The organism is Azohydromonas lata (assembly GCF_034427735.1).
GTDB lineage: Bacteria > Pseudomonadota > Gammaproteobacteria > Burkholderiales > Burkholderiaceae_C > Azohydromonas > Azohydromonas lata.
Map to the genome: position 1 here is coordinate 237,968 of NZ_JAXOJX010000002.1, position 13,628 is coordinate 251,595.

12 protein-coding genes and 1 pseudogene are annotated in these 13,628 nt (G+C 63.0%); 4 read left to right on the forward strand and 9 right to left on the reverse strand.

The features are described 5' to 3' along the window. The first annotated feature begins 1 nt into the window (after position 1). The 3 genes from SM757_RS03245 to SM757_RS03255 all read left to right on the forward strand — a co-directional run bounded on the left by SM757_RS03245 (position 2) and on the right by SM757_RS03255 (position 2,539). Entirely contained in the window at positions 2 to 985 is a 984-nt protein-coding gene (locus SM757_RS03245) for a sulfotransferase family protein (protein ID WP_322464338.1), read from the forward strand. A 71-nt stretch (positions 986 to 1,056) separates the two neighbouring features. Then, entirely contained in the window at positions 1,057 to 2,013 is a 957-nt protein-coding gene (locus SM757_RS03250; RefSeq protein WP_322464339.1) for a sulfotransferase domain-containing protein, read from the forward strand. Between the two features lie 49 nt (positions 2,014 to 2,062). Further along, a complete protein-coding gene (locus tag SM757_RS03255) occupies positions 2,063 to 2,539 on the forward strand; it encodes a serine O-acetyltransferase (protein ID WP_084267158.1) in 477 nt (158 codons plus the stop codon). 120 nt (positions 2,540 to 2,659) lie between these two features. Here the strand turns inward: SM757_RS03255 and SM757_RS03260 are convergent, their stop codons facing one another. From SM757_RS03260 to SM757_RS03290, 7 genes and pseudogenes are all read right to left on the reverse strand, one after another. Next, positions 2,660 to 4,291, reverse strand: a complete 1,632-nt coding sequence (locus SM757_RS03260) for a hypothetical protein (protein WP_322464340.1) — start codon at positions 4,289 to 4,291, stop codon at positions 2,660 to 2,662. A gap of 8 nt (positions 4,292 to 4,299) precedes the next feature. Then, positions 4,300 to 5,772, reverse strand: coding sequence for a UbiA family prenyltransferase (locus tag SM757_RS03265; RefSeq protein ID WP_322464341.1), 1,473 nt, complete (start codon positions 5,770 to 5,772; stop codon positions 4,300 to 4,302). Positions 5,773 to 5,779: 7 nt separating this feature from the next. Then, positions 5,780 to 6,727 carry an NAD-dependent epimerase/dehydratase family protein gene (locus tag SM757_RS03270; RefSeq protein ID WP_322464342.1) on the reverse strand — a complete coding sequence of 316 codons (948 nt, stop codon included), beginning with the start codon at positions 6,725 to 6,727 and terminating at the stop codon, positions 5,780 to 5,782. Between the two features lie 10 nt (positions 6,728 to 6,737). Then, on the reverse strand, positions 6,738 to 7,112 hold the full coding sequence (locus tag SM757_RS03275) for an SMR family transporter (protein WP_066331875.1): 375 nt from the start codon (positions 7,110 to 7,112) through the stop codon (positions 6,738 to 6,740). A gap of 349 nt (positions 7,113 to 7,461) precedes the next feature. Next, on the reverse strand, positions 7,462 to 9,366 hold the full coding sequence (gene cysN, locus SM757_RS03280) for a sulfate adenylyltransferase subunit CysN (RefSeq protein ID WP_322464343.1): 1,905 nt from the start codon (positions 9,364 to 9,366) through the stop codon (positions 7,462 to 7,464). 76 nt (positions 9,367 to 9,442) lie between these two features. Beyond that, positions 9,443 to 11,044, reverse strand: coding sequence for a sulfate adenylyltransferase subunit CysD (gene cysD, locus SM757_RS03285; protein WP_322464372.1), 1,602 nt, complete (start codon positions 11,042 to 11,044; stop codon positions 9,443 to 9,445). Further along, positions 11,021 to 11,443, reverse strand: a pseudogene (locus SM757_RS03290) (winged helix-turn-helix domain-containing protein); the annotation flags it as partial. The gene cysD and the pseudogene SM757_RS03290, both read right to left, overlap by 24 nt. A gap of 609 nt (positions 11,444 to 12,052) precedes the next feature. Here SM757_RS03290 and SM757_RS03295 point away from each other — a divergent pair. Then, entirely contained in the window at positions 12,053 to 12,616 is a 564-nt protein-coding gene (locus SM757_RS03295) for a PEP-CTERM sorting domain-containing protein (protein WP_322464344.1), read from the forward strand. Here SM757_RS03295 and SM757_RS03300 read toward each other — a convergent pair. Further along, positions 12,596 to 13,099, reverse strand: a complete 504-nt coding sequence (locus SM757_RS03300) for a disulfide bond formation protein B (RefSeq protein ID WP_322464345.1) — start codon at positions 13,097 to 13,099, stop codon at positions 12,596 to 12,598. The two genes, SM757_RS03295 and SM757_RS03300, sit on opposite strands and share 21 nt — an antisense overlap. Continuing rightward, the gene (locus SM757_RS03305) at positions 13,096 to 13,557 is read right to left on the reverse strand and encodes a RidA family protein (protein ID WP_322464346.1); all 462 of its coding nucleotides are present in this window, start codon (positions 13,555 to 13,557) and stop codon (positions 13,096 to 13,098) included. The genes SM757_RS03300 and SM757_RS03305 overlap by 4 nt, the downstream gene beginning before the upstream one ends. Between the last annotated feature and the right edge of the window lie 71 nt (positions 13,558 to 13,628).

Genomic DNA, 13,628 nt, shown 5'->3' on the forward strand with positions numbered 1-13,628 from the left:
CATGAAATCATCCCCCGGACCGGTATTTGTGGTCGGCGTCAATGGGTCAGGCACCACCATGCTGGCTGATTCCCTGGGTCATCATCCCGATTTGTATATGTTTCCCCGGGAAACCCGGGTGCTGCCCAGTTTGCTACACAAATACGGCGCGATGGGCCCCATTTCGAATGGGAATTGCAGCGCGCTGGTGCAGGAATTAAGCCGTGGTAAGGCCTTCTGGCGGGAAAATGGCAATCAGCCTGTCGTTCTGCCGGAGGTTGAGTATTCAAGTGCCGCCACTGCGGGCGATGCCATCGCCGCCGTCTACCTGCACATGGCCCATCGAATGGGCAAGCAGCACTGGGGCGACAAGACGCCCATGTACGTACAGCACCTGGCCCTTATGGCCCGCGCCTTCCCTGGCGCGCGCTTTCTGCACGTGCTGCGCGACGGGCGTGACTGTGCCCAGTCCTTCCACCGCCGCTGGGGCTTGTCGCCTCTGCGCTCCGTGTGGCGCTGGAAAAAGGCGGTCGCCTTCGGCCGCGAGCAGGGTCTGAAACTGGGTCCCGACCGCTACATGGAAGTGAAATACGAGGATTTGACCAGCAATCCTGAGCAGAGGATGCGCGAGGTTTGCCATTTCCTGCAGATTCCATTTATGCCGGCGGTGCTCAAATCCAACATGCGCTATTTTGACCCCAATTCCGATCGTGCGCAGGCCGGCGCCATGGTGCCCAATTCCCAGCGTTGGCGTAAATATTTCACCGGTGACCAGATTCGGCAGCTTGAATCCGTGGCCGGCCGCATGCTGTTCGAGGCCGGTTATCCGGTGGAGTTGATGGGCGACGCCGACCCTGCCTCCTGGAAACTCGCCAGTCTCAAATGGATGGACTGGGCCCGCATGTCGCGCTCGCATTTGCAGGGCCTGCGCCGCGTGGCCGGCGTGCAGGCCTTTTTCATGCGCGCCCGCGAGGCCGTGACGCAGGACCGCGTCAACCGGTATTGAGGCCGCACCCGTCGCGATCCTGGGCGTCGCCGTCGCGCCCAAACCAATCACAGCAAGACATTGGAGCGTCCATGACGACCGTGCCCAACTTCATCATCGGCGGCACCGAAAAAGCCGGCACCACCTCGGTTTTCACTTACCTGCTGACCCATCCCGAGGTCTGCGGCTCCAAGGTCAAGGAAACCGACTTTTTTCGCCACAACGACTGCGCCGACCCCGTCCGCGCCCGCGAGACCTACGGCGCCCACTTCGCCCACTGCAAGCCGGGCACGCGCGTGGTGATGGAAGCCTCGCCCGGCTACCTGGGTGAATCCGCCACCGTGGCGCCGCGCATGGCGGCCATGCTCAGCGACGTGAAATTGCTGTTCATCCTGCGCCACCCCGTGGACCGGCTTTATTCCAGCTACAACTTCCACAAATCCAAGCTCGAATTGCCGGCCGATTTGAGCTTCGAGGACTACGTGGAAAAATGCCTTCAATTCGACCGCGGAGCCACACCGGAGTCTTTGGGCGTAGGCCGCTGGTTTTTGCAGGTGCTGGATTTCGGCCGTTACGCCCAGCATTTGGAGCCTTTCCTGCAGCGCATTCCGGCCTCGCGCATACAAATCATGTTTTATGAGGATTTGCAGGGCGACGAACGTGGCTTCATGCAAAAGCTCTGCGGCTTTCTGAATATCAATCCGCATTACTTCGATGACTATACCTTCAAGGCCGCCAACGTTACCTTCTCCAGTCGATTCGAAGGTCTGCACCGCCATGCCTTGAAAGTCAACCGCATGCTGGAGCCGGTACTGCGTGCGCGCCCAGAGTTGAAGCATTCACTGGTCAATTTGTACAAGAAGTTCAACCAGGCCCGCCAGGGCTACGCGCCCATGTCGCCGGTTATACGGGACAAACTGCAGGCGTATTATGCGCCCAGCATCCGTCAACTGGCCGGCATTGTGGGCGAGGGTGCCATGCCGGCGGGCTGGATGGAATCCGCGGCTGCTGCCGGGACAGGTTCCTTCAAAATGCAACCCGCGCGTTGAATTTCGGCGCCCAGGGTGAAATTCTCAGTTCAATGAAAGGAGTGCCGGTATGGAAAAACTCTACTACTTGTCGCACTACCTCTACAAAAAGCGCATTCCCGTGCTGCCCAAGCTGGTGGAATTGACCTTGCGCATGTTCTTTCACTCCTCGATTCCGTACCAGGTGGAAATTGGACCGGGCGTTTCGTTCGGGCACCGCCAAGGTATCATGATGGGCAAGCGGGTCAAAATCGGCGCCCGCTGCAAAATCCGCCACCAAGTCACCATTGCCGGTGGCAAGGGTGGCGGTGCGACGATAGGCGACGACGTGCAAATAGGCGCTGGCGCCAAGATCATCGGCCCCATTCGCGTCGGTAACCGTGCCCGCATTGGCGCCAATGCCGTGGTGGTGAAGGACGTGCCAGACGACGCCACCGTCGTCGGCATTCCCGCCCGTGTGGTGCGTATTGCAGGGCGCAAAGTCTCGGAAAACGGTGTGGTGGAAAATCCGGTGTCGCCGGTTTCCGTGACGCGCGAGGCCGCGTGATGAAAATTTGAACCACAAGCAGGTGAGGCGAGGCGGTTGAATGGCTGCGTTCGTGGCCTCATGGCCTCATGAAAAAACGGACCGATTCGTCATCGGTCCGTTTTTGTTTGGCGTTGGAATTTATTGCGGATTGTCGCAGACCGCCCGCGTCGCGGGGTTTTGAATCCAATGCTCCGCGTCCGTCCAAAAGGCGTAATCCTCGCGCAATCCGATGAGCGACATATCCAGCACATGCCGCTCGCCCGCAGGCGCGCCTTGCTCGTGACCTACGATGCGCACCTGGTGGCCCGTGGAGGCTTGTTCCAGGCGGGCGAATTGGCCGGCGCGGTATTCCGCCAATCGCCAGTCCTGCTGCATCAAATACAGCGGCAACCAGCCCCAGCTCCATTCGTTGTTGCCGTATTTCTCCACCGGGGACATCACCACCGTCAAATCATGGTGGCATTGGCCCACCACCTCGGACAGTTGTTTGTAGAAGCGCACGCTGCTCTGCGGCAATTCAAAGCTGTCCATCTGCTTCAAATAGCTGATGTATGCGCCGGCGGAACGGGCACCGTCATGCGTGCCCACGACCAGCGGGTCGGCGGCCCAAGCGGTCAAGGGGTTTTTTTTGAGCGCCTCCGCCGTCGGCACGCCAATCAGGGCCAGTGCCGCCAGGCTGGCAGTGGCGACCACCACGCCCAATTGCTGCCGGCCATGAGCGGACAACTGAATGGACGTGGTTTTGGTGGTGCGGCAGTTCCGTGCCACCGCTTGGGCCACGGCCAGCACCAAGCCCAGGAAAAAGGGCACCAGGTATTTTCCGGAATAAAGGTTGCGCAGCGGCACCAGCGTGGGCAGCAAGGCCAGCCAATACAGCAACCAGGTCTTGTCGAAGGATTGGTCAGCGTAAGCGGCTTTCCACGGCCGTGTCGTCCACCACAGCACTGGAAGGACCACCAGCGCGGGACCTAGGGCGAACAGGACGATCTTCACCCGGTACATCATGGTGACCTCGAATTCGCCCTCGCCGTAGCGCTGCAGAATCGCGGCCGCGTCCGGAATGAAATGCGGTTGCCAAGCCAGGAAAATGCCCACCGTTGCCAGGCCTCCGGCGGCAAACAGCAGGAACAGACGCAGCCTGGATTGCACCGCCCAAAATCTGGGCAGCACCAGCAGAACCGGCACGAATACCGCGAAATCCAGCCGGAACAGGCAGCCGGTCGCCATCAAGGCACCGGATAAGCACATCAGTCCGGGCCTGATTTTCGGTGTGCAGCCCATGTGCATGGCCAGCAGCGCGCCGATGACGAACGGCAAAGCCAGCGCCGTGGTATTGAAATACAGCGTGGTCACCCACAGCTCAGAAACGCTCAGCGTCAATACCAGCGCCATGCAGCGCGCATAAGGCGCGGCCTTCAACATGCGCGCCAGCAGCAAATACAACAAGGCCAGGCCTGCACCGCCCAAGCCCTGGGCTACATAAGTGAGAGCAAAAGGCTTGTTCAACCAAGGTGCAATGGCTGCCAGTAATTCATAGGACAGCGGCTGCCAGTGGTATCTGTAAACTCCAGCGCGGCCCAATATTTCGAACTGATTCATGCCGAACAGCATGGCCAGTCCGTCGCCTTCGAAACCCTGCCGGTCTCCGAACAGCATGGGCATCAGAACCAGCATGGCCAGAATGACCGGGGTGGCAAGTTTCTTTTCACTCGGCCAACGCGCCGGCCCGGTGTAACTTCTCATGCCCAATTGCTGACGAGGAGAATTCATGGCAGCTCTCAGGTGGCCAGCCAGATGAGCGCCACCGTGATGATGACGATGAGGCGGCTGACCCAATCGCGTGCCGCGAATACCACGGGGTCATCGTGCAAGCGGCGGCGGTTGGCCTTCAGCCACAGCCGCAGCAGCCAGAACAGCAACAGCGGTCCCAGTATCCACAGGTATTGCGGATGGCTGAAGCGCTGTGCCGTGAGCGGGTCGTTTAAATACAGCAGCAGTACCACCACCGCCAGTTGGCCGGCCGCAGCGCCGGCGGCCAGCACAAAAGTCTGGTCGCCAATCAGATAGCCGCGCGAGCGAAGCGCCGCCGTGTCCGAAGGCAAGGTCGTGGCAATTTCAACGTAGCGCTTGGCAAATGCCAGGCTGAGGAATAAAAATACCGAGAAACTGAATATCCACAGTGAAATCGGTACGCTCAGGGCCGCGGCGCCAGCCACGATGCGCAGGGTATACAGCCCCGCCAGCACACACACGTCCACCACGGCGCGGCGTTTCAGTCGCAGCGAATAGGACAGGGTCAGTGCCAAGTAGACCAACAGGCACAGCGTGAATTTGGCAGGCAGCAGGGTGGCCGACAATATCAGCGAGCCGGCGAACAGCACGGCGCTCATGCCGGCCGCGGCCGGAATGGAAATCAGGCCGCTGGCAAAAGGCCGGTGGCGCTTGCGTGCGTGGCGTCGGTCGGCTTCCAGATCGAACAGATCATTGACGACGTAAATGGAGGACGCCATCAATGAAAAAGCCAGCATGGCCAGCGGCACGCGCATGAGCACGTCCAATGGCATGTGGGAGACCGCAGGCAATATGGGTAGCAGCGGCAAAGCAATCAGGAGATTCTTCAGCCACTGGTGCAGGCGCAGGCCATATAACACGTCCCAGAGGCGGGCTCGCGGCGTGTGAATGACGGTGGTCACCGGTGCCGCCTCGCGCGCCGACGATTCCAACGATCGTGAATTCGTCACCAGCACGGCATGCGCGGTTTCACGCCAGATGGGAATATCCACGGGCCGGTCGCCAGCGTAGGCGAATTCTCCGCCGTCATTGCTGTCGTGGCGGCGGGCATCGGCCTGAATGGCTTCGAGCTTGCGAGTGCCGCTCAAATTGCGCTGGCCGTTCGAGGCCAATACCGCGTCGAACAGGCCCAAATGGCGGGCCACGTCGTGGGCGAATTTCTCGTCCGAAGCGGTGGCCAATACCACGCGGCGGCCCTGGGCGCGGGCTTCGCGTATGAATTCCAGCACCTCGTCGCGGTAGGGCAGCGTGGTGACGTCTAATTCCACCCGCTGGGCAATTTCCTGCTTGAAGGCCGCCTTGCCGCGGGATAGCCAGCCCGGCATTTGCACCAGGCTGGCAGGGCGGCCCTTGAGCAGCCGCAGCAGTGATTCATGCAGCAAATCGGTGGCGATGAGCGTGCCGTCGAGATCGACGTACAGCGGCAGGGGCGGCACTTCCACCTGCGGTGCGGCATTCATGGCGGCTTTAATGGCGTGCTCCTGCGCGGGCTGGCTCGAATTCGCTGCTATAAATATGGCGGGCAATATCGCGGGCGATGCGCGCGTTGTCGTGGCGGGGCTGCCAGCCCAGGGCCAGCGAGCGGTCAATATCCAGCACGTGCGGCCATTCCAGCATCAGCGCCTGCTCGCGGGCCAACAGGCGCCAGCCGCTGAGCGCGGCGATGAATTGCAGCGGTTTCAAGGGCAAATGCAGCATGCGCGCCGGGGGGGCGTTGATTTCGTCCTCGATTTCACGCACCCAGTCGTTGATGGACAGGGGCCGCGGCGCCGCAGCGTTGTAGAAACCCGTGGCATTGCGGCGAATCACGCATTCCACCAGGCGGGCCACGTCTTCCACATGGACCATGGCCACCGGATGAGCGGCCTTGCCCGGCACGGTGACCGGGCGGCCGCGGGCAATGGCGCGAACGAAATTGCGAAACAGACCTTCGCGGCCCGGGCCACCGATGATGCAGGGAATCACCGTGGCCCAGCGCGGCATGCCTTGCTCCACCAGGCGCTGCGCCTGCAGCTTGGAAATGCTGTAGACGCCCTGGCCCTTCATTTCGCTGTCCGGCCCATATTGGGGGGCACCGTTTTGCGCATACATCATGCTGGTGCCGATATTGACGAAATGCACGTCGCTGCCGGCGTAACGCTGTATGAGGCAGCGGGTGGCTTTGACGTTGTTGTGGTGGAACCAGGATTTGCGAGAGATCAGCGGCAAATTGGGTGACACATATTGAACCGCTGCGGCGTGAACCACGGCTTCAACCGGAGGCAGGCGGCGAGAAAATTCCTCGTCGGCCAGATCGCCGCGCAAGTCGACATCGCCGTGCAAATCGGTAGTGGTCACCACATGGCCCGCTTCACGCAGGCGGCGTGCGCAATATCGGCCCAGAAATCCGGCGGCCCCGGTGAGGAGAATGTGCATGCCTGACTCTTCAGCCACGGGAAAGAATGACCACGCCGATGACGATCACGCCAATGCCCAGCAGGCGTTGGGCCGTGAGCGCCTCGCCCATGAATTGCCAGGCAATGAACGCATTCACGACATACCCAATGGAAAGCATGGGATAGGCCACCATCACGTCCACCCGCGACAGGGCCGCGATCCACAGCACCACGCTCACCACATAACAGGCCAGACCTCCGACTATCCAGGGTTGTGTACCTACGGTGAAAGCCAATTGCACAGGGCTGTGCGGGCCGTCCAGCCCAATGACGCCCAATTGGCGCGTACCGTTTTTGAGAAAAAGCTGCGCGGCTGCATTAAGTAATACGCCGCAGATAATCAGTAAAAAGGTAGTAGGCTTCATGGCGCGTCCTGACATGGGAGGAGTATCGGTGTAATTTCCTGTGACGCGTCCATTTCAAGCCTTATTTACCCTTAACCACGTACCGCCCAATACCGGGTGAGGTTTTTGGTGCTCTTGGCGAGGGTGAGTGGTTATTTAAGTGTGGAAATGTCTGTCACTTTCTTCAACATTGACAGTGACAAATTTTCAGATCGCGAAATCGAGAGCAACCGAAACGGTTTGGATATTCCCGTAGAAGGCTGGCCGGCTATTTGAAACTCCATGAAAAAAGCCGCCGCAGCTCCTTGACGAGCGGCGGCGGCTTGGTCAGCCCAGGCCGCCTTGCACGGCCTGGTGGAGGCATCGGGTCTTAGACGATAAAGCCCAGCTCGCGCAGCTTGCGGATGACCTGGTCGGCGGCTTGGTCGGCGGTGTTGTACATGGTGTCCACGCGCAGCTCCGGCGCTGCGGGCGGCTCGTAGGGGCTGTCTATGCCGGTGAAGTTGAGCAACTCGCCACGGCGGGCCTTCTTGTACAGGCCCTTGACGTCGCGCTCCTCGGCCACTTCCAGCGGGGTGTCGACGTGGATCTCCACGAACTCGCCCTCGGCCATGAGGCTGCGCGCAAGCTGCCGCTCGGCGCGGAAGGGCGAGATGAAGGCGGTCATGACGATCAGGCCCGCATCCACCATGAGCCGCGCCACTTCAGCCACGCGGCGGATGTTCTCCACGCGGTCGGCCTCGGTGAAGCCCAGGTCCTTGTTCAGGCCATGGCGCACGTTGTCGCCGTCCAGCAAGTAGGTGTGGCGGCCCAGGGCGTGCAGCTTCTTCTCCACCAGGTTGGCGATGGTGGACTTGCCGGCGCCGGAGAGGCCCGTGAACCACAGCACGGCGGGCTTCTGGCCCTTTTGGGCGGCACGCGCTTCCTTGTTCACGTCCACCGGCTGCAGGTGGATGTTGTGAGCGCGGCGCAGCGCGAAGTGCAGCATGCCCGCACCGACCGTGGAGTTGGTCATGCGGTCGATGAGGATGAAGCCACCCGTCTCGCGGTTGGTGCCGTAGGCGTCGAACGGGATGGGGCGGTCCAGCGCCAGGTTGCACACGCCGATCTCGTTGAGCTCCAGCTTCTTGGCCGCCAGGTGCTCCATCGTGTTGACGTTGACCTTGTACTTGGGCTCGGTGATGGTGGCGCTGACGGTGCTGGTGCCCAGCTTGAGCAGGTAGGGGCGGCCCGGGAGCAGGGGCTCCTCGGCCATCCACACCACGGTGCACTCGAACTGGTCGGCCACTTCAGCGGGCGCCTCGGCCTTGCAGATCACGTCGCCGCGCGAAACGTCCACCTCGTCGGCCAGGGTCAGTGTGATGGACTGGCCGGCCACGGCCTGCGACAAGTCGCCGTCGGCGGTGACGATGCGCGCCACGCGGCTTTCGCGCCCGCTGGGCAGCACGCGCACGCGGTCGTCGGGGCGGATCATGCCGGCGGCGATGGTGCCGGTGAAGCCGCGGAAATCCAGGTTGGGGCGGTTGACCCACTGCACGGGCAGCCGGAAGTCGCTGGCCTGCTGCTGCGTCTCCTCGATCTCCACGGTCTCCAGGTAGCCCATGAGGGTTGGGCCGTGGTACCAAGGCGTGCTGTCGCTGTGCTGCAGCATGTTGTCGCCGCGCAGGGCCGACAGCGGAATGGCGGTGATGTCGGTCAGGCCGATCTGGCGCGCGAATGCGCGGTACTGCTCCTCGATGTCGCGGAAGGTCTGCTCGGAGTAGCCCACCAAGTCCATCTTGTTGATGGCCAGCACCACCTTCTTGATTCCGATGAGGCTCACCAGGTAGCTGTGGCGGCGGGTCTGCGTGAGCACGCCCTTGCGCGCGTCGATGAGGATGACCGCCACGTCGGCCGTGGAGGCGCCGGTGATCATGTTGCGCGTGTACTGCTCGTGGCCCGGGGTGTCGGCCACGATGAATTTGCGCCGGTCGGTGCTGAAGAAGCGGTAGGCGACGTCGATGGTGATGCCTTGCTCGCGCTCGGCGGCCAGGCCGTCCACGAGCAGGGCAAAGTCGATCTCGCCGCCTTGCGTGCCCCACTTGCGCGAGTCGGCCTCGATGGCGGCGAGCTGGTCCTCGAACAGCATCTTGGATTCGTACAGCAGCCGTCCGATGACGGTGCTCTTGCCGTCATCGACGCTGCCGCAGGTGATGAAGCGCAGCAGGCTCTTGTGCTCGTGCTGCTTCAGGTACTGCTCGATGTCTTCGGCAATGAGGTCGGAAACGTGGGCCATGGTGTGTGTGTCCTGGGTCGTTGGGAGGGAGGCTCTTGAGCGGATGCGCGCGCAACGCGGGGCGCGGCGCAGTGGCTCAGAAGTAGCCCTCCTGCTTCTTCTTTTCCATGGAGGCGGAGGCGTCGTGGTCGATGACGCGGCCCTGGCGCTCGGAGGTGCGCGCCAGCAGCATCTCCTGGATGATGGCCGGCAGCGTGTCGGCTTCGGACTCGATGGCGCCGGTGAGCGGGTAGCAGCCCAGGGTGCGGAAGCGCACCTTGCGCATCATGGGGACCTCGCCGGGCTTCAGGGGGAAGCGCTCGTCGTCCACCATGATCAGCGTGCCGTCGCGCTCCACCACGGGGCGCTCCTTGGCCATGTACAGCGGGACGATGGGGATGTTTTCCAGGTAGATGTACTGCCAGATGTCCAGCTCGGTCCAGTTGGACAGCGGGAACACGCGGATGGACTCGCCCTTGTGCTTGCGCGCGTTGTAAAGCTTCCACAGCTCGGGGCGCTGGGTCTTCGGGTCCCAGCGGTGCTGCGCGGTGCGGAAGCTGAAGATGCGTTCCTTGGCGCGGCTCTTTTCCTCGTCGCGGCGCGCACCGCCGAAGGCGGCGTCAAAGCCGTAGTGGTCCAGCGCCTGCTTCAGGCCCTGCGTCTTCCACATGTCGGTGTGGATCTGCGAGCCGTGGTCGAAGGGGTTGATGCCCATCTGCTTGGCTTCGGGATTCTGGTGCACCAGCAGATCCATGCCCAGCTCGCGCGCCATGCGCTCGCGCATGGCGTACATGTCGCGGAACTTCCAGGTGGTGTCCACGTGCAGCAGCGGGAAGGGCGGCGGGGCGGGATAGAAGGCCTTCTTGGCCAGGTGCAGCATGACCGCGCTGTCCTTGCCGATGGAATACAGCATCACCGGCTTGTCGGCTTCCGCGACCACCTCGCGCATGATGTGGATGCTCTCGGCCTCCAAGCGTTGCAGATGGGTCAGTTTCATGGGCTGCTCTCTCTTGAGGGAGGGGAAGGCCGCGGCTCGCGCGGCGGCTGAGGGGTTAAGGGGCTGCGGGGCCACGGCCGGCGTGGCCGGGCGCCAGGGGGCGGGGGCTGGCTTATGAGCCGATGCCGGGGCACTGAGGATGGGAGCGGGCGGCGCGGGCGGCAGCGCGCGTGGCGCGGGCCGCTCAGCCGGCTCCAGTGCCCGCGGCGGTGCCTGCAGCACGCGCGGCCTGGCCGTTTTGGCCGGCGCCGCAGCGGCTGCGGGCGTGGCGCTGGCCGGCAGCACCGAGCGCAGCGCCAGCGGGCAGGGTTGCAGCGTCACGCCGTCGGCGGCCAGGGGCCCGCGCAGCGCGGCGCCTGCGGGGCTGTCCAGGTCTATGCCGTGCAGCAGCGCCAGCACGGGGCCGCCGGCTACCTGCTGCAGGCGGCGCAGGAAATCGGCATGGATGGCGGCTGTGCTGTCGCCAAAAGGCAGCCACACCAGGCTGCCGCGCAGGCTCAGCGCGGCCAGCACGCGGGCCGCTGCACTGCCGTGCTCGCCCACACGCAGCTCGCCGCACCAGAAAAGAGTGGCGCGCTGCTGGCGCGCCTGGCGCACGTGCCGCGGCAGCGCCTGCTCCAGCCACTGACGGGCTTCGTCCGTCGTGGCGGCTTCCTGCAGGCCCAGCAGGCGCAGGCCCCAGCGTTCCAGGTAGCGGGTCACGGTGCGCTCGCCCAGCGTGACGCCTAGCTCGCGCTCTACCCATTGGCCCAAGGCCTCACGCTGCCACAACGGCGTGTCGAGCTGCACCTCCTGCGGCATTTGCGCCAGCACCAGGCGGCGCAGGGCCTGCTCCTGTTGTGCAGTCAGCGCACGGCCTTCCCCATGCTGGCGGCCACGGCCGCGCACGGCCACGGCGCCCCAGCCGCCGGCCAGGAAGGCCTTGTGCGCAGCAATCACCGTGGGCGCGCTCAGGCCCGTTTCAGCGCGAATCTGCGGCAGCGAACGGCCTTCAAGGCGCAGCTCGACCGCACGCCGCCGCCTCGCATTGAGCTGCTGCACGCTGGTTTCGACGAGGACGCTATCTTCCGCCACTTGAATTTGAATATGACTAAACGTCATTAAGCATTTAATGTGCTTAATTATAGGTGGCTATGCCAATCCTGTGTTCAGGGGAGGTCTGCCCGACGGGCCGAACCCACGGACGGCGGTTGGAGTTGGCATTCATGCGGGAACGCATGTGCTTGGGCAGGGCGCTTGGGCATGAACGCGGCGCCTGCGCCTGAAGGGCAGGCCAAAGGGGACGGTGCAAGCGAACGAGCGGACGGGCAATCGGGCAATTGGCGTGCGTTCCCCGTCAGGCTCAAGGGGGTGGCCGTCGAAACTCCACGTGGCAATAAGGGGGGTGATTCAAATTCGAACCCAATATCGCGTAAGCCGTCTTTGAAATTGACGGTGCGACTGTCTGACTGAAATGACGGAGGCCTTGGCTGAATCCATTGCAGCTTTGCAGAGCTCGATGGACGTATCTTTTTGTGGGATTTGTGATGTGCCTATACAAACTCAGTCGTCAGCGCATGACAGTATTTGTAAATTCATGAAAGCTATTGCAAATTCGCAGCGCTCATATGCGTTATGCGTCTGCGGGGTTGACCCTAGGAGCCGCTCGAATCAAATTCCGGCAGCCGAATAGGCATCCTTGAAACCCTGTTTTCACCAAGGAACAGTCAAATGAAGTCACGCGCTATCGCACTGGTAGCTGCCGCAGTATTCCTTCCCTCGGCACACGCCATTGATGCCGTTTGGGATTTGCATGACCCGAGTGAAACTCTGGTCAGGAATATCGGCAAGAACATCAGTTTCGTGGACGACGCACGCTATATCCTGACGCCGGCCCAAAGCGGCAACACGGGTGTGCAGGCGACGTTTACCCTGAACAAGGGCACGATCGGCAATCTGAAGGTCGATTTTTACGGCGATTATTACGGGCCCGATAAGTATCTGGGCTCGTTCACCGGCGACGCGACCAAGGGTCCGATGACCTTCAGTTTCGAGCACATCGACGGCCGCAAGAAATACTATTACCTGATCACCGGGACGACCGGTGCGCTGGGTGCGGGCTATACGCTGACGTCGAATCTCGTGCCGGCCAGCGCGCTGAGCTCGCCGGCTGCAGCCGTGCCCGAGCCGGCGACTTACGCGATGTTTGCCGCCGGTGCCGTGCTGCTGCCGCTGGCGCGGCGGCTGCGTCGCCGCAAGGACGACGCGGACGCGTCAGCGGAGCGCTCGGCGTAAGCCGAAGGCGGCGGCCACGCCCAACAGGACGAACAGCGCCAGGCTCCAGAACTCGTAGGGCACGCCCAACAGGTTCGTCGCCGCGTCGGCACAGCTGGCGCGGGGCTGGAAGATTTCCGGGAGGCTGGCGTCCAGGCCGAGTTGGGCCAGGATCTTGTCGGCCAACGTGAGGTTGCACGACGAGGAGGCCGCCGCCACGAAGTGCTGCCACAGCGCTGCGGCCATGCCCGCGAGCGACAGCGGCAGCACCAGCGCCAGCGCCACGCGGCGCAGCGCCAGGGCATTGGCCGCCCAAGCGGCCAGTCCTGCTATGCCTATGAGCGCAAAGACCAGCCGCTGCAGCACGCACCAGGGGCAGGGCTGCATGTCGAAGACGTGCTGCGACACCAGCGCGGCGCCTATGGCCGCGAAGCAGACCAGCGCGATGAGCGCCGGCAGCGGATCCCGGCGCACGGAGGCCGGCTGCGCCAGGTTCAGGTTCATTGCACTTCGGCGATAAGCTCGATTTCCACGCAGGCACCCAGCGGGAGCTGGGCCACGCCGAAGGCGCTGCGCGCATGCGCGCCCACTTCAGCGCCGAACACCTCGCCCAACAGTTGCGAACAGCCGTTGGTCACCAGGTGCTGCTCGGTGTAGCTGCCGGTGCTGTTGACCAGGCTGAGCACCTTGACGATGCGCGCCACGCGGGAGAGGTCGCCCACGGCCGCCTGCAGCGTCCCCAACAAGTCAATGGCCACGGCGCGCGCGGCGGCGGAGCCTTCTTCCGTGCCCATGGTCGCGCCCAACTGGCCCACCCAGGGCTTGCCATCTTTCTTGGCGATGTGACCTGAGAGAAAAACGAGCTTGCCGCTTTGCACGAAGGGCACGTAGGCGGCAGCGGGCACGGCCACGGGAGGCAGCGTGATACCTAGGGCATTCAGACGGTCTTGAACGGTGGACATGTCGGGGGATAGCTCCGGAAGGTCTGGTACAGACGGGGCGCGGCATCCTACACCGCCCCATTCAGCCCCCA

What these genes read in the sequence shown, in the direction of transcription:
- SM757_RS03245 (WP_322464338.1), top strand. Translation starts at nt 2, where the DNA reads ATGAAATCATCCCCCGGACCGGTATTTGTGGTCGGCGTCAATGGGTCA.
- SM757_RS03250 (WP_322464339.1), top strand. Translation starts at nt 1,057, where the DNA reads ATGACGACCGTGCCCAACTTCATCATCGGCGGCACCGAAAAAGCCGGC.
- SM757_RS03255 (WP_084267158.1), top strand. Translation starts at nt 2,063, where the DNA reads ATGGAAAAACTCTACTACTTGTCGCACTACCTCTACAAAAAGCGCATT.
- SM757_RS03260 (WP_322464340.1), bottom strand. Translation starts at nt 4,291, where the DNA reads ATGAATTCTCCTCGTCAGCAATTGGGCATGAGAAGTTACACCGGGCCG.
- SM757_RS03265 (WP_322464341.1), bottom strand. Translation starts at nt 5,772, where the DNA reads ATGAATGCCGCACCGCAGGTGGAAGTGCCGCCCCTGCCGCTGTACGTC.
- SM757_RS03270 (WP_322464342.1), bottom strand. Translation starts at nt 6,727, where the DNA reads ATGCACATTCTCCTCACCGGGGCCGCCGGATTTCTGGGCCGATATTGC.
- SM757_RS03275 (WP_066331875.1), bottom strand. Translation starts at nt 7,112, where the DNA reads ATGAAGCCTACTACCTTTTTACTGATTATCTGCGGCGTATTACTTAAT.
- cysN (WP_322464343.1), bottom strand. Translation starts at nt 9,366, where the DNA reads ATGGCCCACGTTTCCGACCTCATTGCCGAAGACATCGAGCAGTACCTG.
- SM757_RS03295 (WP_322464344.1), top strand. Translation starts at nt 12,053, where the DNA reads ATGAAGTCACGCGCTATCGCACTGGTAGCTGCCGCAGTATTCCTTCCC.
- SM757_RS03300 (WP_322464345.1), bottom strand. Translation starts at nt 13,099, where the DNA reads ATGAACCTGAACCTGGCGCAGCCGGCCTCCGTGCGCCGGGATCCGCTG.
- SM757_RS03305 (WP_322464346.1), bottom strand. Translation starts at nt 13,557, where the DNA reads ATGTCCACCGTTCAAGACCGTCTGAATGCCCTAGGTATCACGCTGCCT.